The 21,060-nt window shown below is 63.0% G+C and carries 26 protein-coding genes; 8 read left to right on the top strand and 18 right to left on the bottom strand.

The window, feature by feature from the left end; translation table 11 throughout:
* Positions 1–53 precede the first annotated feature (53 nt).
* From AC2FNA_RS07440 to AC2FNA_RS07460, 5 genes are all read left to right on the top strand, one after another.
* On the top strand, positions 54–272 hold the full coding sequence (locus AC2FNA_RS07440; protein WP_496825386.1) for a hypothetical protein: 219 nt from the start codon (positions 54–56) through the stop codon (positions 270–272).
* Positions 211–930 (top strand): helix-turn-helix transcriptional regulator, encoded by a 720-nt coding sequence (locus AC2FNA_RS07445; RefSeq protein WP_496825387.1) that lies wholly within the window; start codon positions 211–213, stop codon positions 928–930. Before AC2FNA_RS07440 ends, AC2FNA_RS07445 begins: the two co-directional genes overlap by 62 nt.
* A gap of 82 nt (positions 931–1,012) precedes the next feature.
* Positions 1,013–1,651, top strand: a complete 639-nt coding sequence (locus AC2FNA_RS07450) for an acyl-homoserine-lactone synthase (RefSeq protein ID WP_496825388.1) — start codon at positions 1,013–1,015, stop codon at positions 1,649–1,651.
* A gap of 59 nt (positions 1,652–1,710) precedes the next feature.
* Entirely contained in the window at positions 1,711–3,246 is a 1,536-nt protein-coding gene (locus tag AC2FNA_RS07455; RefSeq protein WP_496825389.1) for an ATP-dependent DNA helicase, read from the top strand.
* Complete coding sequence (locus AC2FNA_RS07460; protein ID WP_496825390.1) at positions 3,243–3,971, top strand: SDR family oxidoreductase; 729 nt, start codon at positions 3,243–3,245, stop codon at positions 3,969–3,971. The genes AC2FNA_RS07455 and AC2FNA_RS07460 overlap by 4 nt, the downstream gene beginning before the upstream one ends.
* A 3-nt stretch (positions 3,972–3,974) precedes the next feature.
* On the opposite strand, the gene AC2FNA_RS07465 is transcribed toward AC2FNA_RS07460, so the two are convergent.
* The 10 genes from AC2FNA_RS07465 to AC2FNA_RS07510 all read right to left on the bottom strand — a co-directional run bounded on the left by AC2FNA_RS07465 (position 3,975) and on the right by AC2FNA_RS07510 (position 12,920).
* Positions 3,975–4,748: a TIGR02186 family protein gene (locus tag AC2FNA_RS07465; RefSeq protein WP_496825391.1), complete on the bottom strand. Its 774-nt coding sequence runs from the start codon at positions 4,746–4,748 to the stop codon at positions 3,975–3,977.
* A 1-nt stretch (position 4,749) separates the two neighbouring features.
* A complete protein-coding gene (locus AC2FNA_RS07470) occupies positions 4,750–5,670 on the bottom strand; it encodes a sulfite exporter TauE/SafE family protein (protein WP_496825392.1) in 921 nt (306 codons plus the stop codon).
* Between the two features lie 91 nt (positions 5,671–5,761).
* Complete coding sequence (locus AC2FNA_RS07475) at positions 5,762–6,727, bottom strand: ABC transporter permease (RefSeq protein ID WP_234137271.1); 966 nt, start codon at positions 6,725–6,727, stop codon at positions 5,762–5,764.
* On the bottom strand, positions 6,727–7,821 hold the full coding sequence (locus AC2FNA_RS07480) for an ABC transporter permease (protein WP_234137272.1): 1,095 nt from the start codon (positions 7,819–7,821) through the stop codon (positions 6,727–6,729). The genes AC2FNA_RS07475 and AC2FNA_RS07480 overlap by 1 nt, the downstream gene beginning before the upstream one ends.
* Positions 7,821–9,350: an ABC transporter ATP-binding protein gene (locus tag AC2FNA_RS07485; protein WP_496825393.1), complete on the bottom strand. Its 1,530-nt coding sequence runs from the start codon at positions 9,348–9,350 to the stop codon at positions 7,821–7,823. Before AC2FNA_RS07485 ends, AC2FNA_RS07480 begins: the two co-directional genes overlap by 1 nt.
* Positions 9,351–9,473: 123 nt before the next feature.
* Complete coding sequence (locus AC2FNA_RS07490; RefSeq protein ID WP_496825394.1) at positions 9,474–10,472, bottom strand: BMP family lipoprotein; 999 nt, start codon at positions 10,470–10,472, stop codon at positions 9,474–9,476.
* A gap of 158 nt (positions 10,473–10,630) precedes the next feature.
* Positions 10,631–11,044 (bottom strand): GNAT family N-acetyltransferase, encoded by a 414-nt coding sequence (locus tag AC2FNA_RS07495; protein ID WP_496825395.1) that lies wholly within the window; start codon positions 11,042–11,044, stop codon positions 10,631–10,633.
* Positions 11,041–11,631 carry a tRNA (adenosine(37)-N6)-threonylcarbamoyltransferase complex dimerization subunit type 1 TsaB gene (gene tsaB, locus AC2FNA_RS07500; protein ID WP_496825396.1) on the bottom strand — a complete coding sequence of 197 codons (591 nt, stop codon included), beginning with the start codon at positions 11,629–11,631 and terminating at the stop codon, positions 11,041–11,043. The genes AC2FNA_RS07495 and tsaB overlap by 4 nt, the downstream gene beginning before the upstream one ends.
* Positions 11,621–12,184, bottom strand: coding sequence for a NifU family protein (locus AC2FNA_RS07505; protein WP_496825397.1), 564 nt, complete (start codon positions 12,182–12,184; stop codon positions 11,621–11,623). The genes tsaB and AC2FNA_RS07505 overlap by 11 nt, the downstream gene beginning before the upstream one ends.
* Before the next feature lie 121 nt (positions 12,185–12,305).
* Complete coding sequence (locus tag AC2FNA_RS07510) at positions 12,306–12,920, bottom strand: FMN-dependent NADH-azoreductase (protein WP_496825398.1); 615 nt, start codon at positions 12,918–12,920, stop codon at positions 12,306–12,308.
* Between the two features lie 127 nt (positions 12,921–13,047).
* On the opposite strand from AC2FNA_RS07510, the gene AC2FNA_RS07515 reads away from it, so the two are divergent.
* Positions 13,048–13,638, top strand: coding sequence for a CGNR zinc finger domain-containing protein (locus tag AC2FNA_RS07515; protein WP_496825399.1), 591 nt, complete (start codon positions 13,048–13,050; stop codon positions 13,636–13,638).
* A gap of 53 nt (positions 13,639–13,691) precedes the next feature.
* Here AC2FNA_RS07515 and AC2FNA_RS07520 read toward each other — a convergent pair whose 3' ends face one another.
* From AC2FNA_RS07520 to AC2FNA_RS07540, 5 genes are read right to left on the bottom strand one after another with little or no spacing between them, the layout of a single operon-like run.
* Positions 13,692–14,285, bottom strand: coding sequence for a 2-hydroxychromene-2-carboxylate isomerase (locus tag AC2FNA_RS07520; RefSeq protein WP_496825400.1), 594 nt, complete (start codon positions 14,283–14,285; stop codon positions 13,692–13,694).
* 7 nt (positions 14,286–14,292) lie between these two features.
* Positions 14,293–14,748: a universal stress protein gene (locus AC2FNA_RS07525; protein WP_496825401.1), complete on the bottom strand. Its 456-nt coding sequence runs from the start codon at positions 14,746–14,748 to the stop codon at positions 14,293–14,295.
* A 39-nt stretch (positions 14,749–14,787) separates the two neighbouring features.
* Positions 14,788–15,852: an AbrB family transcriptional regulator gene (locus AC2FNA_RS07530; RefSeq protein WP_496825402.1), complete on the bottom strand. Its 1,065-nt coding sequence runs from the start codon at positions 15,850–15,852 to the stop codon at positions 14,788–14,790.
* Complete coding sequence (locus tag AC2FNA_RS07535) at positions 15,849–16,712, bottom strand: branched-chain amino acid aminotransferase (RefSeq protein ID WP_496825403.1); 864 nt, start codon at positions 16,710–16,712, stop codon at positions 15,849–15,851. Before AC2FNA_RS07535 ends, AC2FNA_RS07530 begins: the two co-directional genes overlap by 4 nt.
* 60 nt (positions 16,713–16,772) lie before the next feature.
* Positions 16,773–17,234: an Lrp/AsnC family transcriptional regulator gene (locus AC2FNA_RS07540; protein WP_011046150.1), complete on the bottom strand. Its 462-nt coding sequence runs from the start codon at positions 17,232–17,234 to the stop codon at positions 16,773–16,775.
* A gap of 129 nt (positions 17,235–17,363) precedes the next feature.
* On the opposite strand from AC2FNA_RS07540, the gene AC2FNA_RS07545 reads away from it, so the two are divergent.
* Complete coding sequence (locus AC2FNA_RS07545; protein ID WP_496825404.1) at positions 17,364–18,413, top strand: Leu/Phe/Val dehydrogenase; 1,050 nt, start codon at positions 17,364–17,366, stop codon at positions 18,411–18,413.
* A gap of 23 nt (positions 18,414–18,436) precedes the next feature.
* Here the strand turns inward: AC2FNA_RS07545 and AC2FNA_RS07550 are convergent, their stop codons facing one another.
* Positions 18,437–18,922, bottom strand: a complete 486-nt coding sequence (locus AC2FNA_RS07550; protein ID WP_496825405.1) for a VOC family protein — start codon at positions 18,920–18,922, stop codon at positions 18,437–18,439.
* 120 nt (positions 18,923–19,042) lie between these two features.
* Positions 19,043–20,059, bottom strand: coding sequence for a tryptophan--tRNA ligase (trpS, locus tag AC2FNA_RS07555; RefSeq protein ID WP_496825406.1), 1,017 nt, complete (start codon positions 20,057–20,059; stop codon positions 19,043–19,045).
* A gap of 85 nt (positions 20,060–20,144) precedes the next feature.
* On the opposite strand from trpS, the gene AC2FNA_RS07560 reads away from it, so the two are divergent.
* Positions 20,145–20,831 carry a rhomboid family intramembrane serine protease gene (locus AC2FNA_RS07560; protein ID WP_496825407.1) on the top strand — a complete coding sequence of 229 codons (687 nt, stop codon included), beginning with the start codon at positions 20,145–20,147 and terminating at the stop codon, positions 20,829–20,831.
* A gap of 20 nt (positions 20,832–20,851) precedes the next feature.
* Here AC2FNA_RS07560 and AC2FNA_RS07565 read toward each other — a convergent pair whose 3' ends face one another.
* Positions 20,852–21,043: a YgaP family membrane protein gene (locus AC2FNA_RS07565; RefSeq protein ID WP_011046155.1), complete on the bottom strand. Its 192-nt coding sequence runs from the start codon at positions 21,041–21,043 to the stop codon at positions 20,852–20,854.
* Positions 21,044–21,060 lie beyond the last annotated feature (17 nt).

A 21,060-nucleotide genomic window follows, 5' to 3' on the forward strand; every position in this document is an offset into this window, starting at 1 on the left:
CGCACATGCTATAGTTGTGTTAACCTTTCGTTAACCGTTTCGGAGAGACTCTGATGCCGCAAACTGAGTGGATACTGGACGTCCTGTCGGACCTCAAAACCTTCGCCAGCGCGAACGGGCTGAGTGCTCTGGCCGAGCAGCTCGACGACACCAAGATCGTTGCCGCGGCAGAAATCGCGTCCAAGAGAGAAGAGGCGCTGTTACCGACCCATGGGCAGAAAGGTCAACCTGAACCCGATTTTGGAGGACTTGGACGCCACCAGCGCGCTTGAAGATCTCGAAAGGGTTACCGTCAAACTGCGCGATACGCTCGAAATTGACCATATCGTCTATCATTGGGTTGACAGCGCAGGCGATCAATATGGATGTGCAACCTATCCTCAGGCCTGGCAGGAACGGTATCTGGAAAAGAACTATCATCGGATAGATCCGGTGATTCTGGGATGTTTTCAAAGGTTTCACCCGGTCGATTGGAAGCGACTCGACTGGTCCGGCAAGGTCGCCAAGGCGTTCTTGCAGGATGCGCTGGAACACGGGGTCGGCAATCAGGGATATTCGATTCCGATCCGAGGCCCGAACGGACAGTTCGCGCTCTTCACGCTGAACCATGTCTGCGATGACGCGGAATGGTCCGAATTCACCGAAACCTATGGGCGCGATCTGATTCTGATCGCACATTTTTTTAACCGCAAGGCGCTGGAATTCGAACGCTCGCGCCAACCGGAGCAACCTCGCAATCTGTCGCCGCGCGAGGTTGACGCGATGACGTTGCTGGCTCTTGGTTACAGTCGGGCACAGGTGGCGCATTCGCTGTCGATCTCGGAACACACCCTGCGGGTCTATATCGAAAGTGCCCGTTTCAAACTGGGCGCGCTCAACACAACTCATGCGATAGCGACTGCCATGAGTCGTGGGCTTATCGTGGTTTAAGCAGCGTCCGCACTGCTGACCAGATGTTAACCATTCGTATGTACCCCTTTTGTTCCATAACGGACGGCAAGGGAACGAACGAATGCTGCGCTATTTGTATGCAGATGAACTGCATCGGTATCCGAAACTCGCGAAATCCATGTTTGTGGATCGTGCGGACCAGTTCAAGACACGCCTGGGATGGAATGTATACGTCAATGAGCACGGGGAAGAGCGCGATCAATACGACGATCTGAACCCGCTTTATGTCATCTGGGAAGAACCCGATGGCAGACATGGCGGCTCGATGCGATTTCTGCCCACGACCGGGCCGGTCATGATCAACGATGTGTTTGGGCACCTGACCGGCGGCAGCCCGATTTGCAGCCCGCTGATCTGGGAGGTGACGCGGTTCTGCCTCTCGCGGCGGGCCAGCTCGCGAGTGGCGGGGGCGATCATGCTCAGCGGTGGCGAAGTCATGGAGGGTTTCGGCCTGACCCATATCGCCGGGGTCTTTGACGAGCGGATGATCCGGATCTATCGGCTTATCGGTTCCTCTCCCGAAGTCTTGGGGAGCGAGGGGGAAGGCCGCGACAAGATTTATGTCGGGCTCTGGCCTTTCTCACCCGCCGATTGCACCCGGGTCGCCGAACGGGCGGGCATCCCGCGCGAGTTGTCACGGCTCTGGTTCAACCGCGCCTTTGGCAGGGCGGGCCGCCATCGGATCGTGCGTACGGGATAATTTCCGAACCGGTCCGGTCCTCTCTGGCACGGCGCGACCACCGACTGTAGGGTCGCGCCATGACCACAAATGCTGTTACCTATTCCGATGATCAGGCCAATGCCTTTGACGCCATTGCCGAGCTTCTGCGTGCGGCCGGGGTCGATCTGGACGATGATGCGCTGCTGCGCCCGCCCGGCGGGGGCAAGACCGGGGTGATGGCAGTGATTGGTAAGGCGGGGTCGGGCAAGACCCTGTTGCTGGCCGAACTCTGCAAGGCTTTGACTGAGGCCGGGGTGCAGGTTGTTTCGGGTGACTACGAAGGCCGCAAGAGCAAGGACCGGCGCACGTTGGCGGTACTTGCCCCCACCAACAAGGCCGCCAGCGTACTGCGTCTGCGCGGGGTCCCCGCAACCACGATCCATCGTATCCTCTATACTCCGGTCTATGATCCCGATTACGAGCGTATCGCCGAATGGCTGGCCGGCAATGGCGAAAGGCCCGAGATCGAGGGGCTGAGCGATGCGGCGCTCGACCGTGCGGCGGCGTTTTATGCGCGCAACACATCAATTCCCGGCGCGTTAGCGGCGGCGGGGCTCCGCGGGTCGGATTTCATCACCGGCTGGAAACGCCGCGAGGAACCTCTGGATATCGGTTTCATCGACGAGGCCTCGATGCTGGATGACCGTCAGTTCGAGGATCTGAAAGAGATCTTTCCCACCCTGATCCTGTTTGGCGATCCAGCGCAGCTGGCACCGGTCAACCAATCCGGCTCGATGGTGTTCGATGGGTTGCCTGCGCCGCATAAACTGACGCTCAGCCGTATTCATCGGCAAGAGGCCGACAGCCCGATTCTGGATTTGGCCCATGCTCTGGCTGATCCAACGCTCGATTTCGAAGCGTTCGAGCGCATGGTCGAAGACAAGGCTAGACAGGATGATCGTGTCGTCTGGGGCGGCAGGGTCGAGGTCGACCTGATGGCCCGCAGCCCGGTCCTGGTCTGGCGCAACGCCACCCGGATTCGCCTGATTAACGCCTTTCGCTCGGTCCACGGGGCGCCTGAGACCGAACTTCTGGAGGGTGAACCGCTGATTTGCGACGGGATCGAGCTGCCGCTCAAACACCGCAAGAAACGGCTCGACCTCGAAGCGCGAGGCCTGATCAAGGGCGCGCAGGTGATCTATCTGGGCCCCGGCCGCAAACCGGGATTCTCGCGCCTGCATGTGATGGGCGCCGAGGATCCGCAAGTCAGCGCTGCCTCGATCGTCAAGATCGAGAAGCCTGATGAAGAGGAGCCGTTCATCCCTTTCGCTGCTCGTATGGGCGCGACGTTCCTGCACGGGGCGGCTGTGACCATCCACAAGGCGCAGGGGTCGCAATGGGAGACGGTGCAGGTCTTTGCCCCTGACATCTATGCCGCCGCCCGCGCCGGACGCGTCGAGGCGGGGCAACCCCTCTGGAAACGACTGGCCTATGTGGCAATCACCCGCGCGCAGGAGAGGCTGATCTGGGTGGTGCGCAATCGCCTGTCGAAACCGACCTATCCGCTGCGGGTCGATGATCTGCGGCAGGCCGCCGCGCCGGTGCTGACGCTGGAAGAGGAGCAAGAGGCATGAGAACCATCCTGATCACAGGTGCCAGTTCCGGCATCGGGCGCGCCACCGCCGAACTGTTCCTTGGGGAAGGCTGGACCGTGGGTTTGCTGGCTCGGCGTGGAGAGATGCTGGAGGAAATCGCGGCAGGTCACGACCGCGCGGTCTCGCTGGTCGCGGATGTGACCGATCCACAGTCGGTCGAGCGGGCTGTTACCCGGTTTCAGGGCAGGGTTGGGCGGCTGGATGTGCTGTTCAACAATGCGGGTATCTTTGCTCCGGGCGGCACCATTGACGAAATCGCTCTCGATGACTGGTTCACAACCGTCAATGTGAACCTGAACGGTATGTTCCTTTGCGCCCGAGCCGCTTTTGCCTGGATGCGAGGGCAGGCGCCACAGGGTGGGCGGATCATCAATAACGGGTCGATTGCCGCCCATGCGCCCCGGCCGAACTCGATCCACTACACCACGACAAAGCATGCGATCACCGGTCTGACCCGCAGCTTGTCACTGGATGGCCGCGCCTTTGGCATCGCGGCGGGACAGATCGACATCGGCAATGCTCAGACCGATATGGTGCGGGGCCTGAACGAAAGGGCGCTGGCCGAAGGCCGCACGCCTGATCCGTCGATGGCGGTCATGGATGCGGCGCGCTCGGTTCTGCATATGGCGACCCTGCCGCCCGAGGCGAATGTCCTCTTCATGACGGTGATGGCGACCACGATGCCCTATGTCGGGCGCGGCTGAGCTCTAGTTTCCGCGCAGCGCCCGGAATGCGGCAGAGGCGCCCCATCCGGCTGCGATGGCAATGGCCAGAGACATCAGCCCGTACAGAACCGGTTGTTGATGCGCCAGATTGAACAGGAACCTTTCCAGCCCCACCTTTCGCACGTCGATCGTGGTTTGGAAATTCGAAACCACCTTGCCTCCGCGGGTCAGGAAGATACGCGCGACATACTCGCCCTCGGTCAGGTTGGCGGGCATGTCGATCTCGGTCCGGAACAGGGTCTGCTCATCCACAGCAACGGTGTTCTCGCGGATGGAATACAGCCCTTCGTTCTGGCGAATGCGAACAACGGCTCGGGTAAACTCTTGCGCGTCGGCTATGTTCATGTCGGCGCCTACCGAGCGGATTGCCCGCTTGATGGAAACCTTGTGGCGCAGGTCCTCGGTATCGCTCAGGGCCTGGCTGAACGGCGCACTGGTCGCGGCGGCATAGAAACTGGGGGCTGAATCCACCAGAACGCTGTCGGTGTTGACCCAGATTCCCAGCTTCTTTTCCTTGCGGCGAACCAGCACCGGGGTCGAAGGACCCGACACCGCCACGATCACCTGAAGCGGATCGCCCTGCGGGATCGGTGTTTCGCGCTTCACCGCGCCAAAGATCAGGATGTCTGAACCGTCAAAGTCGGCGGTGATCGCAACACGATCACGGCTCAGGCCAAGTACCACTTGTTCTTCGGTGGCCGTGGCCATCAGCGGCGTCACCAGCGCCAGCAGAGTGGCAAGAACGACGCGGCGCATCTCAGTGCCCCCCCGAGGCGCCAAGCGAGAAAAGCTCGCTGGGCATCAGCAGAAGGTCGAGTGCCAGTTTGGCGCAGACCGCCAAAACCAGCCCAGCCAGCAGGATACGCAGTTGCTCGGCCTTCATCCGGGCGCCGATTACCGTTCCGATTTGTGCACCGACCACTCCTCCGATCAGCAGCAGCACCGCAAGCACCACGTCAACCGTGTAGTTGGTGGTGGCATGCAGCATGGTGGTAAAAGCGGTGACAAAGATGATCTGGAACAGCGAGGTGCCCACCACGACCTTGGTCGGCATGCCCAGCAGATAGATCATCGCGGGCACCATGATAAAGCCGCCGCCAACCCCCATGATTGCTGACAGCACGCCGACCAGCAGACCAACCACCACAGGCGGGATGACCGAGATATAAAGGCCCGAGGTGCGGAATCGCATCTTGAACGGCATCGCATGGATCCAGCCACGCTGGCGCCGTTTTGGGACCGCGCCACCTGTCTTGCGCGATTTACGGATCGCATTCAGGCTTTCGATGAACATCAGACCGCCGATGATGCCCAGAAAGACGACATAACAGAGCTTTACCAGCAGATCGACCTGGCCCAGGCTCTTGAGATAGTTGAACAGGACCACCCCCAGCGCCGCGCCGGTCAGGCCGCCGATCAGCAGGATGGTTCCCATCCTGAAATCGACCGTACGCCTTCGGAAATGCGCCAGAACCCCCGAAAAGGACGAGGCGACGATCTGGTTCGCTTCGGTCGCCACCGCCACGGCGGGCGGGATGCCGATGAAGAACAGCAAGGGCGTCATCAGAAAGCCGCCACCAACCCCGAACATGCCCGACAGGATGCCGACCATGCCGCCGAGGCCCAGCAGCAGGAACGCGTTGACCGAAACCTCGGCAATGGGAAGGTATATCTGCATGTTTTTTGTTAAACCGGCATGCCCCGTCAAATCAACGGGGAATGCCGCTTTGCAGCGAACAGGACCGAAATTCCCAGGGGAACTGGCCCTATCACCGCTCTTTCACATAGGGTTCGCCACCCGCGCGCGGGGGAATCGCCTTGCCGACGAATCCCGCCAGGATCACCACGGTCAGGATGTAGGGCAGGGCGTCCATCACCTGGACGGGGATTACGACACCGCCAAGGTCGATATTCTGGAACCTGAGCGCAATGGCTTGCAGCAGCCCGAACAGCAGGCAGGCCCACATCGCATGCAACGGGCGCCATTTGGCAAAGATCAACGCCGCCAGCGCGATAAAGCCGCGTCCGGCGGTCATGTCCTTGACGAACCCGGCCTGAAGCGCAGTGGCCAGGTAGGCGCCGGCTATACCGCAGAGCACGCCGCAGATCATCACCGCCGCATAGCGCAAACCAACGACCGAGACACCGGCAGTATCGACAGCGGCCGGATTCTCGCCCACCGCGCGCAGGCGCAGGCCGAATCGGGTGCGATAAAGCAGCCACCAGGTGCCGGGCACTGCAAGAAACGCCAGATAGACCAGCACCGAATGGCCCGACAGCAACTCGGCATAGATCGGCCCCAGAACGGGGATGCCGCTCAACGTCTCGGCCAGCGGCCAGTCGATCGGTTCGAACCGGGCGCCCCCGAACAGCGACGGCGTGCGCCCGCCCTGCTTGAACCAGTCCTGCGCCACCAGAACAGTCATGCCTGCGGCAAGGAAGTTGATCGCAACCCCGGAAATCAGCTGGTTGCCGCGAAAGGTGATCGAGGCCAGCCCATGCAACCCCGCCAGCACCAGAGACGAGGCAATTCCCGCCAACAGGCCCAGAAGGACCGAGCCGCTGACCGCCGCGACGGCGGCGGAAAAGAACGCGGCCATCAGCATCTTGCCCTCAAGACCGATGTCGAAAATACCCGCCCGCTCGGAATAGAGCCCGGCCAGACAGGCCAGCAATAGCGGCGTCGACAGGCGGATCGTCGAGTCGAGCACCTGGATGATCGTCAGGAAATCCATCACGCTTTGCCTTTCCGCAGGGCCAGGAAGATCTTCTCCAGCGGCATCCGCACCATGTTGTCCAGCGCCCCGGTGAACAGGATCACCAGCGCCTGGATCACCACGATCAACTCGCGCGGGATGTTGGTCCACAGCGCCAGCTCGGCGCCCCCCTGATAGAGAAAGCCGAACAGGATCGCGGCCAGAAACACCCCGAACGGGTGGCTGCGCCCCATCAAGGCCACGGCGATCCCGATAAAGCCCGCGCCTTCGGTCGAGTTCAGGACCAGCCGCTCGGCCTCGCCCATCACGTTGTTGGTGGCCATCAGCCCGGCCAGCGCGCCCGAGATCAGCATGGCGACCATGGTGATCTTGAAGGGTGAGATCCCGGCATAAAGCGCGCCGCTCTCGGAATGGCCATAGGCGCGGATTTCATATCCCAGCCGGGTGCGCCAGATCAGCGCCCAGACCACGACACAGGCCAGCACCGCGACCAGCAACGACACGTTTGCCGGCGCCGCCTTGGAAAAGCTGATGCCGATCGGGGCCAGCAGCTCATGCAGGGTGGGCAGATGCACGGCGGCCGGAAAGCGTTCGCTGGCCGGGTCCATCGAGCCGTCGGGCCGCATCACATTGACCAGCATATAGTTCAGCAAGGCCGCAGCGATGAAGTTGAACATGATCGTGGTGATCACGATATGGCTGCCCCGGCGCGCTTGCAGATAGGCCGGGATCGCGGCCCAGACGGCCCCGAACAGCATCGAGGCCGCGCAGGCGGCCAACAGCGCCATCGTCCAGTGCGGCCAAGGGATGTAGAGGCAAATCATCGCCACGCCAAGCCCGCCCAGCATCGCCTGCCCCTCGCCGCCGATATTGAACAGGCGGGCATGAAAGGCGACGGCCACGGCCAGGCCGGTGAACATGAAATTGGTGGCGTAATAGAGCGTATAGCCCCAGCCATAGGTCGACCCCAGCGCCCCCGATACCATCATGTTGACGGCGGCCACCGGATCCTCACCGATACCAAGGATCACCAGTGCCGACAGGATCGCGGCCAGGATCAGGCTGATCAGCGGGATCAGCACCACATCGGCCCATTTGGGCATCTTGTCCATCAGGCGGCCTCCCCGTTGACACCGGCCATCAAGAGGCCAAGTTCCTTTTCATCCGTCTCGTCGGGCAGGCGTTCGCCCATGATATGGCCGTCGAACATCACCGCGATACGGTCGGCGAGGCCAAAGATCTCCTCCAGCTCGACCGAGACGAGCAACACCGCCTTGCCCTGATCGCGCAGGGCGACGATCTGTTTGTGAATGAACTCGATGGCGCCGATATCGACGCCACGCGTGGGCTGACCGACCAGCAACAGGTCGGGATTGCGCTCGATCTCGCGCGCCACGACGATCTTTTGCTGGTTTCCGCCCGAGAAGTTCTTGGCCGCCAGCCAACCGTCGGCAGGGCGGACATCGAACTTCTCGATCTTGCGGTCGGTATCGGCGCGCAGGGCGGCGTTGTTCATGAATATGCCGGATTGATAGGCCGGATCGTGGTGATAGCCAAAGGCGACGTTTTCCCAGGCGTGGAAGTCCATGATCAGACCTTCACGCTGGCGATCCTCGGGCACATGGGCCACATGGGCGGCGCGGCGGGCGCGGGCGTCGGATCCCGGGCCGCTCAGCGGCAGCGGGGCGCCGTTCAGCCGGATCGCGCCGCTGCCTGGGCGCATGCCGCCCAGAACCTCAAGCAGTTCCGACTGGCCATTCCCGGCAACGCCGGCAATGCCCAGGATCTCGCCCGCGCGCACGGTCAGGTCGATGCCCTTGACCCGTTCGACTCCCTTTTCGTCGGTTACGCGCAGGTTTTCGATTTCCAGGATCGGTTGGCCGGGTTTTGCGGGCACCTTGTCGACGCGCAGCAGCACCTTGCGGCCCACCATCAACTCGGCCAGATGTTCGGGACTGGTTTCGGCCGTCTTGACGGTGGCCGTCATCTCGCCGCGCCGCATGACGCTGACCGTGTCAGTCGCCTCCATGATCTCTCGCAGCTTGTGGGTGATCAGGATGATCGTCTTACCTTCGTCCTTGAGCCGGTGAAGGATGCGGAACAGCTGATCGGCTTCGGCCGGGGTCAGCACACCAGTCGGCTCGTCCAGGATCAGGATTTCGGCCTGACGATACAGCGCCTTGAGGATCTCGACCCTCTGCTGCATGCCGACGCCGATCTCTTCGATCACCGCATCGGGGTCGACGTTCAGCTCGTATTCGGCGGCCAGCTCGGCCAGGGTTCGGCGGGCCTTGGCCAGCGAGGGTTTCAGCAACCCGCCATCCTCGGCGCCCAGAATGATGTTTTCCAGCACGGTAAAATTCTCGACCAGCTTGAAATGCTGGAAAACCATGCCGATTCCGGCGGCAATGGCCGCCTGGCTGTCAGGGATCTCGGTCTTCTTGCCGTTGATCCATATCTCGCCCTTGTCGGCCTTGTAGAAGCCGTAAAGGATGCTCATCAGGGTGGACTTGCCCGCACCGTTTTCGCCGATGATACCGTGAATGGTGCCGGGGGCGACGCTGATCGAGATGTCCTTGTTTGCTTGCACAGGCCCAAAGGATTTGGAAATCCCTTTAAGCTCGATGGCGGGGACGGTCATGTCTTGTCCTCGATGGCCGAAAGGGCGCTCATCCGCCTAGGCGGGCGTTTTCGCAAGGATGGCCCGCAGGGCCGAAGGAGCGCCGGGTGAATGCGGGCCGGAGGGTCCGGCCCGCGATCTGGATCAGAACTTCAGTGCGGGGCAGCTGTCGTTCTCGTAATAGCTCACCACGCTCAGCTTGCCGTCGATGATGTCCTGGCGGGCCTGATCGACCGCCGATTTCATCTCGTCCGAGATCAGAGCGGCGTTGTTGTCATCCAGCGCATAGCCCACGCCCTCTTCGGCGAGGCCCATGTTGAAGACGCCGGTTTCCAGATTTTCGCCGGCCTTCATCGCGTCATAGACGGCCACATCGACGCGTTTCAGCATCGAGGTCAGCACCTTGCCCGGATGCAGGTGGTTCTGGTTGCTGTCGACGCCGATCGACAGGATGCCCTCATCGGCGGCGGTCTGCAGCACGCCGACACCGGTGCCGCCGGCGGCGGCATAGACCACGTCAGCGCCCTGGCTGATCTGCGCCTTGGTCAGCTCCGATCCCTTGACCGGGTCGTTCCAGGCAGCCGGCGTGGTGCCGGTCATGTTGGCCACGATCTTGACATCGGGGTTCACCGCCTTGGCGCCCTGCGCATAGCCGCAGCCAAAGTGGCGGATCAGCGGAATGTCCATGCCGCCGACAAAGCCCACGGTGCCCGATTTCGAAGCCATCGCCGCCATCATGCCGACCAGATACGAGCCTTCGTGTTCGGCAAAGCCGATCTGACGGATGTTCGGCGCGTCAAGCCAGGTCACGTCGACCGCGACGAACTTGGTGTCGGGATAGTCGGCGGCCACTGCGCTCAGCGGGTCGGCCATGGCAAAGCCCATGGTGATGACCGGGTTGGCGCCTGCCTCGGCAAAGCGGCGCAGCGCTTGCTCGCGCTGGGCCTCCGATTGCAGTTCGATCTCGCGGAAGCTGCCGCCGGTCTCCTCGGCCCAGCGCTGCGCGCCGTTGAATGCGGCCTCGTTGAACGACTTGTCGAACTTGCCGCCCAGATCAAAGATCAGGGCTGGTTCGGCCAAGGCGGCGCCTGCGGTCAGCGCCATCGCGGCGGCGGCTCCCATCAGGGATTTCATCAGGGTCATTTTATACTCCCGTTGGTTATTGTTCCCGGGGCGGTGGGCGGACCAGTCACCCCGCTCAGAGCGAGCAGAACTGCTGTGATGCTGGCAATTAAGGACGGTTGCAAGCCTGCCGGTCAACCGCTTTTTGACCGGTTGGTCCGAGAATGCGGCGCTTGCCGTCAGGGCAGGGGGCGCTCCATCACGATGGCATCGGCTGTCTCTCCACTCGGACGCCGGTAGTAGCTCCGGCGCAGACCGCAGGGCGCATAGCCGCAGGAGGTATAGAGTGCAATGGCCGGTTCGTTATCGTCCGCGACGTCAAGAAGGGCGCGGGTGGCGCCTACGCCCGCCGCCTGCATCTGCCAGTCGCTCATGCAGGCGCGGGCCAGCCCCTGGCGGCGCTGGTCCGGATCGGTGGCGATGGTGAGCAATTCGGCCTCGCCCGCGATCACCTGAAACAGGGCGAAACAGCGGAGATTGCCGACAAGATGGGTATGTGGGTTGCCCAGCAGAGCGGTGAACTCCGCTTCGCTCCACGGTCGCGACTGGGTGAAGGCGCGGGCATGCAGCCGGGCCAGCTCTGCCGGTGTCATGGGTCGAGCAGCACGGGTGGCCGGTCACGCGACGGCGCCGCATCTGCCGGGCGGACATAAAGCGGGGCCGGCGGGATGGTGGCATCGCGCCAGCGCGGGGCGGCGGCATGGGCGATGGCCTCGGCCAGCCCTTGCGGGCTGTACTCGGCCTGAAGCGGGCCAAGCGCCTCGGTCTGATCCCGGGGCAAGAGCTGTGGGGTGCCGCCATCGGGGGCGAGGTAGACGTGATCGCGGGGCGCGGGGATCGCCGGGTGGACGCCCGGCGGGGTCAGCAGCGCGCGGGCCTCGAACCCGTCCACGCCGACTGCCGGGATGCCAAGCCCCAATGCCAGCCCGCGCGCGGCCGAAACGGAAATGCGGATGCCGGTGAAATTGCCGGGCCCGATACCGACGCCGATGGCGTCGAGATCGCGCCAGCCCAGGTCAGCCCCGGCCAGCATCTCTTCAAGCAGCGGCATCAGCCGCTCTGCCTGACCGCGCGTCATCTCCTCGGCGGTGGCGGCGACGATCCGGTCACCCACCAGCAAAGCGGCCGCGCAATGCGCGGCCGATGTGTCGAATGCCAGAATGACCGGGTCAGACGGCAACGGGGCGCACCTCGGTCACTTCGGGAATGTAATGGCGCAGCAGGTTCTCGATACCCATTTTCAGGGTCAGCGTCGACGAGGGGCAGCCGGCACAGGCGCCCTGCATGTGGAGATAGACTACACCTCTGTCAAACCCGTGAAAGGTGATGTCGCCGCCATCCTGAGCCACCGCCGGGCGGACCCGGCTGTCCAGCAGCGCCTTGATCTGGGTCACGACCTCGGCATCCTCGCCGCTATGTTCGGCATGGCCCGAGGCGGCCTGTGCATCGGCGCCCATCACCGGCTGGCCGGACTGGTAATGCTCCATCACCGCGCCCAGGATCGCGGGTTTGATATGATCCCACTCGATCCCTTCGGCCTTGGTCACGGTCACGAAATCATTGCCGAAGAAAACACCGGTCACCCCGGAGACAGCAAAGATGCGCGCGGCCAAGGGAGATTTCTCGGCAGCTTCGGCCGAGGGGAAATCGGCGGTGCCTGCCTCCAGAACGGTCTGTCCGGGCAGGAATTTCAGCGTTGCCGGGTTCGGGGTCGATTCGGTCTGGATGAACATGGTCGGAATTCCTTATCGCTCCCCTCAGATATGAGGCGGCACCCGCCCCTTGTCAACTTTTGAACCATTCTAAATCTCGGGTTGGCCTTGATCTGGCCAACCCTTTGACGGTCACCGGTGATCACATCGCGGCCAAGGCGGCTTGGGCTCGGTCATACCCCACCTGCGGATCGTTCGTCAGCAGCGAAGGCTGGTATCTGACGATGGTCACATCCGTGATCCCGATGGTCTCGAGCCACCACTTCAGATAGGTCGAGTGAAAATCGCTGCCATACTTTGCGTCCGCACCCTCGGACCAGACGCCGCTGGTGGTCACCACCGTTGCCTTCTTGTTCCGCAGCAGGCCCGAATAACCTTCTTCAGGGTCGAAGCCGAACAGCATTCCGGGCTGGGTAATGATGTCGATATAGTGCTTCAGCCGATAAGGTATGCCGCCGTTCCACATCGGAACGCCGAGCACGATGTGGTCGGCCTCCATGAAGCGGTCGGTGATCCGTGCAACTTCGGACCAGGCTTGTTCCTTGGCCGGGTCCATCTCGCCCACTCCGAAAAATGTCATCTTGGCGGCGGCTGGATCGCCGTCAAAGGCGGGCAGGTCCTCGTTCCAAAGGTCAATGCGATCCACCCGGAGAGTGGGGTCTTTGGCGCGTTGTGCGGTGACGAAGGCCTCGGCAAGTGCGTTTGATTTCGATGCGCCGCCACGGGGTGAGGCGACGATATGAAGAAGGGTTGGCATAGGGGGCTCCTCTGTAACCATTTAAGGTAATATGATCGGTTACATGCGGGTTGAAACTTGTAAAGAGAGATTTAGGGGGTTACGAAATGGGTCACGCCAACGTGACCTGACTCGGGGCATTCGATCCATGCGCACCACGCTTCCACCGCCTTATCTGATTGCCGACGATACGGGGGTCGAACTGCTGAACTCGATGGGGGCGCCCTATGGCGAGGAATTGGACTGGTTGCGAAACGGTACCGAGATGCTGTGTTGGATGCAGTCCGTCGGATTGCTCACCGCCGAAGAGGCTGAGGCGGTAAGTAACACGCTTGAGGCACAGGAACTTGAGGCCACCGCCTCTGACCTGCGGGAACTGCGGGCCGCGTTTCGCGACAATGTCCCCGTCGCCTCGGCCGAATTCCTTGACCGCCTGAATGCCTGTCTTACGGAAACCAGCCGGCATGGCCGCATCGTCGTGAAGGAGGGGGGCGTGCCGGAATTGCAGCAGGTGCCAAGACTTCGAAATGGCAGCGATTTGGTTGGCCTTTGCGCCGCCGCCATCGCCGAGTTGTTGTGCCAGGGGGAACCCGGCCGGACCCGGCAATGCGACGGACCCACCTGTACCTATTGGTTTCGCGATACCAGCAAGAACAATCGCCGCAGGTGGTGCAGCATGGCGGTCTGCGGCAATCGGGCCAAGGTGGCATCGCATCGCGCCCGCACCAGATCAGAGTGAACTCGACCGCTCATGCAAACGGGTGCGCGCAGGACGCCGAAGATTTGGGTCATTCAGGACCGTGCAGCCAGCGCCAGCGCCTGATCCAGCCGGTCATCGCCCCAGAACAGTTCTTCGCCCACCACGAAACTGGGGGCGCCGAACAGATCGAGCGCGGCAGCGCGTTCACCTTGCGCAAATAGCGCGGCCTTGATCTCGGGCGTTTTGGCCTGCGCCATCGCCTCGGGCGGTAGCCCTGCCTCGGCCCAGCATTCGGACATCACCTGCGGGTCCGAGATTGTCAGCCCGCGCCCGAACTGCGCGCCATAGACGGCGCGTACAAAGGCTGCGATGCCGCCCATCTCGCGGGCCACCAGTGCCAGTCGTGCCGCCGGAAGTCCATTTTGCGGGAACGGGTCGGGGCGCGTCAGCGGCAAGCCCTGCCGGGCACAAAGCCGCTCCATGTCGCGCCACATGTACCGCCCCTTGGCTGGATAGAGGTTGAAGGGTGAACTGGTCCAGCCCTGCGCTGCAAAGATCGGCCCCAGCAGGAATGGTTCCCAGTCGACCGAGACCCCCAACTCTTCGGCGGCCCGTTCGATCCGCATCGCCGAGAGATAGGAATAGGTCGAGGCAAATTCGAACCAGAATGCGATGCGTTTGCTCATGTTGGCCTCAGGTGATCGCTTCCAGCTTTTCCTTGCTCAGGTCGCCCGGCACGATGGTTATGGGAATGGGCAAGCTGCCCGACGAACGGCTCATTTGTGAAACCAGCGGGCCAGGGCCCTTCTTGTCGGTACCCGCACCCAGGACCAGAACACCGATTTCGGGGTCTTCCTGAATATGAGCAATGATCTCGGGTACGGCTTCGCCCTCGCGGATCACCAGTTCGGGCTCGACCCCCTGCTTGTCGCGCATCCATTTGGCGAACACCTCGAAATGGGCGTGGATACGCTCACGCGCCTCTTCGCGCATCACTTCGCCGACGCCGATCCAGTGATTGAACTCATCAGGTGGGATCACCGATAGGATCGCCACCCCGCCGCCGGTATGGGCGGCGCGCATGGCGGCAAACCGCATCGCGTTCAGGCATTCGCGGCTGTCATCCAGTACAACAAGGAACTTGCGCATCTCGGTCCTCCACAATCCCGGTCAATCTGCCTGAGGGGCCTAACGCTGTCCATCGCTTTTCCCTGCCGCCCTCCGCGCTACCTTCGTGGCATAGAGGGTCAGGACGACGGCCAATACGGACAGTCGGAACAGATGCGCCGCCGCGACAAAGCTGGGATCGGCGCCCATGGCGGCGCCGAGAATGATCATGGTTTCAAGACCGCCGGGCGAAAAACCCAGTAGTACATCCAGCAGCGGCAGACCGGATAGATAAGAGGCCGGGAGCGCCACCAGCGCCGCCAGGCCCGTGGTCAGGGCGACAATGGCCAGACCGGCTGTCAGGCTTTGACGCAACTCACGCCACCCCATGCCTCCAAACCGGGTTCCGATCAGCGTACCCATCAGGACCAGCGCCGCTTGCGCGGCCCAGCTTGGCAGGCCGCCTTCCGTCCAGCTCGCAAGATGCGTTGTGGCGGCCACCAGAATGCCGGCAATCAGCACATGAGCGGGCAGCCTGGCCGCTTTCAGCAGGGGGGCAAGCAACAAGGCCGCCACGAGCTGGCCAAGAATCCAGACCCATGGAGTCACGACCGACGCCTGCGGCAGGCCCGGACCGATCTCGATCCCCGCCACAGTAGCGGCCAGAGGCACCAGAAGCGTCAGCGCCATCAGACGGATCGAGGCCAGCACGACGGGGCGGGTGAGCGACAGGCGCAGGCTGTCGGCCAAGGCGATAACAAGGCTTAGGTGACCGGGGGCGGCGGCGAGAAATGCTTCATCCCGGTCGATGGGCAACAGGCGCGGGATCAGCCAACGCCCGGCCCAGGGCGTGATCAGGGTCAGCCCGGCCAGCAGGCCGAAAGCCACCGGCCAGCGCATCATCGCCTCGATGCTTTCAGGGCTCACCATAGAGCCGATGCTGAGGCCGACAATGAGAAAGCCTGTGTCGCGTAGCCGTGGCGAGATATGCAGCGATAGCCCCGACACCCCAGCCAGCGATACCAGGACGGCGGGCCCGGCCAACAGGGCCATGGGAAAGTGAAGCAGCGCCGCAACCAAGGCGCCACATGTACCCACTGCTAGCGTCAGCAGGTCCCGACGCAGCTCTGCAAAGCGCAGGATCACGCGTTGGATTTCGCCCAGTCCCAATAGAGAGCGCGCGCGCGACGGGCGATCGGGCCGATCTGGTACTGGGTGTCGTCCAACGCGGTGACCGGGGTCACCTTGCTCATGTTGCCGGACATGAACACCTCGTCGGCTGCGTGGAAATCGGCAAAGTTCAGCACCGTTTCATGCACGGCGACACCATCGGCGCGCAGGTTCTTGATGTGGCGCGCGCGGGTGATGCCAGCCAGGAAGGTGCCGTTGGCGATTGGTGTGAACACCTCGCCATCCTTGACCATAAAGATATTGGCGGTGGCGGTTTCGGCCACATTGCCCAGCGCATCGGCGACCAGCGCATTGGTGAACCCCTTCGACCGCGCCTCGCGCAGCATCCGGGCGTTGTTGGGGTAAAGGCATCCGGCCTTGGCGTTGACCACCGCGTCCTCGAGCACCGGGCGGCGGAACCGGGTGGTGGTCAGCGTCGCCGAGGCCGTGGCGGGCGCCATCGGGATTTCTTCGAGGCAGACGGCGAAACCGGTGCTGTCGGCCTGCGGGATGATCGCGGTCGGATCCCCGTCGATGCCCCAGTACATCGGCCGGATATAGACCGCCTGGTCTGGGCCATAGGCCTTGAGCCCTTCGCGCACGATCTCGATCATGTCTTCGGTCGACACCGTGGGGGTCAGCATCAGCGCCTCGGCCGAGCGGTTGACCCGGGCGCAATGCGCCTCAAGATCGGGGGCCATTCCGTCAAAATAGCGGGCACCGTCGAACACGCCCGATCCCAGCCAGGCGCCGTGATCGGCGGCGCGGATGATCGGGGCGTCGCCCTCGTGCCAGCTGCCTTGGAAATAGGTGCGGATATTGCTGCCGGTTGCCATGATCGCCTCCCTCGGGTTGATATCAGGGTAGGCCTGACTGGGTCAGAGGTCCAGACCTTTCTAACGGCGGATCGCGGGCAGGCTGTCGCGCTGGACCATGGTGCGCAGGGCAAAGTTGGACCGCAGGTTGCGGATGCCGGGGATCTGCATCAGACGGTTTTCCAGAAACGCATCGAAGGCCGCCAGATCCGCTACCAGAACCCGCAGCAGGATATCGCGCGAACCGGTCATCAGATAGCATTCCATCACCTCGTCACAGGTGCGGATCGCCCGTTCGAATGCATCGACGGCGGCGCGCTCCTGTCGCTCCAGCTCGACCGAGACAAAGACCGACACGCCCAGCCCCAGCTTTGCCGGATCAACCCGGGCGCTGTAACCGGTGATCACGCCGTCACGCTGCAACCGCTCCAGCCGCCGGGCGCAGGGGGTGGGCGACAGCCCGACCTTGTCGGCCAGATCCGAGATGGTCATGCGCCCGTCGCGTTGCAGGGCGCGCACAATGCGATGGTCGATCTGATCCATTGGTGAATATCTCCAAAGATAATGGATATCTTGGTTAATAACTCTAATCTTTGCCGACGCCGCGCGCAATCTTGGTGAAAAACAGCGCCGCAGTTGTGGCAGATAGAGGGCCATTCAGCGGAGGATTCCATGCAGATTACACCCGTCGCAGCGCCCGAACATGAACAGGTGGTCCGTATCGCGGACCCCGAGAGCGGGCTTCTGGGCTTTATCGCCATCCACTCCACCCGGCGCGGTCCCGCTGCGGGCGGCGTGCGGATGCGCCCCTATGCGCAAGAGGCGGACGCACTTAACGACGCGCTGCGCCTGTCGCGCGGCATGACTTACAAGAACGCCGCGGCGGGTCTTGATCTGGGCGGTGGCAAGGCGGTGATCATGGCCGATCCCGCAACCCAGAAGACGCCGGACCTGCTTGCTGCCTTTGGTGCGGCGGTCGAGGCACTTGCGGGCCGTTACTGGACTGCCGAGGATATGGGCATGACCCCCGCCGACATGGCTCGGATCGGCACGCGTACCGCCTGTGTCGCGGGCCTCGCCGATGGGGATTTCGCCAGTGGTGACCCCTCGCCGATCACCGCGCGCGGCATCTTCAACGCCATCCGCACGGCGGCGCGGCACCGCTTTGGTTCGGACGACCTGCGCGCGCGTACCGTTTCGGTGCAGGGGCTGGGCCATGTGGGCCACTACCTGTGTGGCTATCTGCATCAGGCAGGCGCCAAACTGATCGTCACCGATATCGACTCGCGCCAGGTTGCCCGCGTGGCCGAGGAGTTCGGCGCCACCGCCGTCGCGCCCGACGCGATCTACGGGGTCGAGGCCGATATCTTTGCCCCCTGCGCCATCGGTGCCATCCTGAATGCCGAGACCATCCCGCAGTTGAAGGTCGGGGTGGTCGCGGGCGGCGCCAACAACCAGTTGGCCACGCCCGAGGATGCCACCCGCTTGCACGATCTGGGCATTCTCTATGCGCCGGATTACGTGGCCAATGGCGGTGGCATCATCAATGTGGCGACCGAGATCCTCAAGATCTCGGGGCGCGAGGCCTGGGTCGCCGGTCGCCTTGCGGCGTTGGACGAGACCATGGACCGTATCCTGACCCGCGCCCGCACCCTGTCGGTCAGCCCCGCCGAGGTGGCGGATGCCACCGTGGACGAGATCCTGCAGGCCAAGGCTGCCTGAAAGTAGCGTGACCGAGGCCGGTCCTAACCGGCCTCGGCCAGCAGCGCGGGGATATCGAGCGGCGCGTTGGTCATCGCCAGATTACCCTCGGCATCGCGCGGCCAGTCCACGGGCGCGCGGTCACGATACAGTTCGACCCCGTTGCCGTCGGGGTCGCGCAGATAGACCGCCTCGCTGACCCCGTGATCGGCGGCGCCGTCGATGGTTATCCCGGCCTCGATCACCTGCCGCAGCACCGTTCCCAGCGCCTTGCGGTCAGGGTAGAGGAAAGCCGAATGATACAGCCCGGTCGCCCGCGCGGGCGGTTGCGGACCGCCCCGGCTGTGCCAGGTGTTCAGCCCGATATGGTGGTGATAGCCACCGGCGCCCAGAAAGGCGGCGGCGTCGCCGTATCTCTGTTGCAGTTCGAACCCCAGAACATCGCGATAGAATGCGATAGCCCGGTCCAGATCGGACACTTTCAGGTGGACATGGCCGACACAGGTGCCGGCAGGGGCGGAATAGGTCATGATGCGTCTCCTTTGCCCGAATATCGGATGGAACCGCGTTCCGGCAAAGGGGCGATCCCGCGCAGATCACCTGCGCGGGCGCACATTAATCCCGGGTGTCAGGACCCATAATCCCGGGTGTTACGACACCATGCCGACGATTTCATAGGTCCGCTTCAGGATCGGCGCGGTGATGGCGCGGGCGCGTTCGGCGCCACGTGCCAGGATGCGGTCGATCTCGGCCTGATCGTCCATCAGCCGCGCCATCTCGGCCGAGATGGGGGCCAGCCGGGCCACGGCCAGTTCCGCCAGCATCGGCTTGAACGCGCCGAACTGTTTGCCGCCGACCTCGGCCAGCACCTGATCCACGCTCTGATCCGCCAGGGCGGCATAGATATTGATCAGGTTGCGCGCCTCGGGCCGACCCTCCAGCCCCTCGACCTCCGAGGGCAGGGCGTCGGGGTCGGTCTTGGCCTTGCGGATCTTTTGCGCGATGGCATCGGCATCGTCGGTCATGTTGATCCGGCTCATGTCCGAGGGGTCGGATTTCGACATCTTCTTTAATCCGTCGCGCAGGCTCATCACCCGCGTTGCGGCGCCCTCGATCACCGGTTCGGTAACGGGGAAGAAATCGACGCCGTAGTCGTGGTTGAACTTGATCGCGATGTCGCGGGTCAGTTCCAGATGCTGTTTCTGGTCCTCGCCCACCGGCACATGGGTGGCGTGATAGATCAGGATGTCGGCGGCCATCAGCGACGGATAAGCGAACAGGCCCAGCGAGGCGTTCTGCTGGTTCTTGCCGGCCTTGTCCTTCCACTGGGTCATCCGCTGCATCCAGCCCATGCGGGCGACGCAGTTGAAAATCCACGCCAGCTGCGCATGTTCGGGCACCTGGGATTGGTTGATCAGGATCGACTGTTCCGGATCGATTCCGGCTGCGATAAAGCCCGCACACAGTTCCCGCGTGGAATGCGCAAGTTCCTTGGGATCCTGCCAGACGGTAATCGCGTGGAGATCGACCATGCAATACACGGTCTCCATCTCGGGTCCCTGCATATCCACAAATCGCTTGAGCGCACCGAGGTAGTTGCCAAGATGCAGGTTTCCCGAAGGCTGAATGCCGGAAAACACACGCGGCGTGAACTTGGTTTCGGTCATGATGGGAAACTCCCGTCTGGAAAATTCGGCCCCCGTCGCTTACCCATGGGGCAAAGGGACGTCAACAGCCGCGAAAGGCCCGCCCATGAGCAGTGATAACGATACATCGCCGGTCAATCCGCTGCCGCCCGTCGTGGTGGCGCTGGTCCTCTTCATCATGGGGATCGAACTGACCTTTTCGCTGGGCGCGCGCGGCATCGTCGGCGGGCCGCAGGCGGTGGGCTGGCGGCTGGCGGCGATGCAGTCCTATGCCTTCTCACCCGACATACTGACCTGGATGTGGGAGACGGGGCGCTGGCCTGTCGAGCATGTGATCCGGTTTGTCAGCTATCCCTTCGTGAACGCCTCGTTCACCCAGTCGCTGTTTGTCTGCGTTTTCGTTCTGGCGATGGGCAAGATGGTGGCCGAGAGCTTTGGCAGCCTGGCGATGCTGGCGGTCTTCGTGGTTTCGGGTATCGGGGGGGCGCTGGGATATGCGCTGCTGACCGGGTCGCCGGTGGCCCTGATCGGGGGCTTTCCACCTGTTTACGGGTTGATTGGCGCCTTTACCTGGCTTTTGTGGCGCAAGCTGTCGCTGGTGGGGCAGCATCAGGCGCGCGCGTTCAGCCTGATCGCCTTTCTGATGGGGGCGCAATTGCTGTTCGGCCTGCTGTTTGGCGGCGGGCTGGACTGGGTCGCTGATCTGGCGGGCTTTGCCACCGGATTCGCGCTGTCCTTCTTCCTGTCGCCGGGCGGCTGGGAGCGGATGCGCGGCCGGATCCGCCACGATTAGGGCGATCCGGCCACGCAGGTTTATTTCTTCAGCGGGCAGGTGTTCAGGCCGAGGATGGTATAGAGCGGGCAGGACCCCACCAGCCCGGTCAAAAGCGGGATCAGGCCAACCAGACCCCACATGGTCTTGGGGCCGATCACGGTCAGCGACAATAGGACGAGGCCCAGTATGATACGGGCGGCGCGGTCGAGGGTTCCTTCGTTACGGGTCATTTGCGAATCCTTTCAGG

Source organism: Ruegeria sp. YKSD163 (assembly GCF_059612905.1).

What these genes read in the sequence shown, in the direction of transcription:
- AC2FNA_RS07440 (WP_496825386.1), top strand. Translation starts at nt 54, where the DNA reads ATGCCGCAAACTGAGTGGATACTGGACGTCCTGTCGGACCTCAAAACC.
- AC2FNA_RS07445 (WP_496825387.1), top strand. Translation starts at nt 211, where the DNA reads ATGGGCAGAAAGGTCAACCTGAACCCGATTTTGGAGGACTTGGACGCC.
- AC2FNA_RS07450 (WP_496825388.1), top strand. Translation starts at nt 1,013, where the DNA reads ATGCTGCGCTATTTGTATGCAGATGAACTGCATCGGTATCCGAAACTC.
- AC2FNA_RS07455 (WP_496825389.1), top strand. Translation starts at nt 1,711, where the DNA reads ATGACCACAAATGCTGTTACCTATTCCGATGATCAGGCCAATGCCTTT.
- AC2FNA_RS07460 (WP_496825390.1), top strand. Translation starts at nt 3,243, where the DNA reads ATGAGAACCATCCTGATCACAGGTGCCAGTTCCGGCATCGGGCGCGCC.
- AC2FNA_RS07465 (WP_496825391.1), bottom strand. Translation starts at nt 4,748, where the DNA reads ATGCGCCGCGTCGTTCTTGCCACTCTGCTGGCGCTGGTGACGCCGCTG.
- AC2FNA_RS07470 (WP_496825392.1), bottom strand. Translation starts at nt 5,670, where the DNA reads ATGCAGATATACCTTCCCATTGCCGAGGTTTCGGTCAACGCGTTCCTG.
- AC2FNA_RS07475 (WP_234137271.1), bottom strand. Translation starts at nt 6,727, where the DNA reads ATGGATTTCCTGACGATCATCCAGGTGCTCGACTCGACGATCCGCCTG.
- AC2FNA_RS07480 (WP_234137272.1), bottom strand. Translation starts at nt 7,821, where the DNA reads ATGGACAAGATGCCCAAATGGGCCGATGTGGTGCTGATCCCGCTGATC.
- AC2FNA_RS07485 (WP_496825393.1), bottom strand. Translation starts at nt 9,350, where the DNA reads ATGACCGTCCCCGCCATCGAGCTTAAAGGGATTTCCAAATCCTTTGGG.
- AC2FNA_RS07490 (WP_496825394.1), bottom strand. Translation starts at nt 10,472, where the DNA reads ATGACCCTGATGAAATCCCTGATGGGAGCCGCCGCCGCGATGGCGCTG.
- AC2FNA_RS07495 (WP_496825395.1), bottom strand. Translation starts at nt 11,044, where the DNA reads ATGACACCGGCAGAGCTGGCCCGGCTGCATGCCCGCGCCTTCACCCAG.
- AC2FNA_RS07505 (WP_496825397.1), bottom strand. Translation starts at nt 12,184, where the DNA reads ATGTTCATCCAGACCGAATCGACCCCGAACCCGGCAACGCTGAAATTC.
- AC2FNA_RS07510 (WP_496825398.1), bottom strand. Translation starts at nt 12,920, where the DNA reads ATGCCAACCCTTCTTCATATCGTCGCCTCACCCCGTGGCGGCGCATCG.
- AC2FNA_RS07515 (WP_496825399.1), top strand. Translation starts at nt 13,048, where the DNA reads ATGCGCACCACGCTTCCACCGCCTTATCTGATTGCCGACGATACGGGG.
- AC2FNA_RS07520 (WP_496825400.1), bottom strand. Translation starts at nt 14,285, where the DNA reads ATGAGCAAACGCATCGCATTCTGGTTCGAATTTGCCTCGACCTATTCC.
- AC2FNA_RS07525 (WP_496825401.1), bottom strand. Translation starts at nt 14,748, where the DNA reads ATGCGCAAGTTCCTTGTTGTACTGGATGACAGCCGCGAATGCCTGAAC.
- AC2FNA_RS07535 (WP_496825403.1), bottom strand. Translation starts at nt 16,712, where the DNA reads ATGGCAACCGGCAGCAATATCCGCACCTATTTCCAAGGCAGCTGGCAC.
- AC2FNA_RS07540 (WP_011046150.1), bottom strand. Translation starts at nt 17,234, where the DNA reads ATGGATCAGATCGACCATCGCATTGTGCGCGCCCTGCAACGCGACGGG.
- AC2FNA_RS07545 (WP_496825404.1), top strand. Translation starts at nt 17,364, where the DNA reads ATGCAGATTACACCCGTCGCAGCGCCCGAACATGAACAGGTGGTCCGT.
- AC2FNA_RS07550 (WP_496825405.1), bottom strand. Translation starts at nt 18,922, where the DNA reads ATGACCTATTCCGCCCCTGCCGGCACCTGTGTCGGCCATGTCCACCTG.
- trpS (WP_496825406.1), bottom strand. Translation starts at nt 20,059, where the DNA reads ATGACCGAAACCAAGTTCACGCCGCGTGTGTTTTCCGGCATTCAGCCT.
- AC2FNA_RS07560 (WP_496825407.1), top strand. Translation starts at nt 20,145, where the DNA reads ATGAGCAGTGATAACGATACATCGCCGGTCAATCCGCTGCCGCCCGTC.
- AC2FNA_RS07565 (WP_011046155.1), bottom strand. Translation starts at nt 21,043, where the DNA reads ATGACCCGTAACGAAGGAACCCTCGACCGCGCCGCCCGTATCATACTG.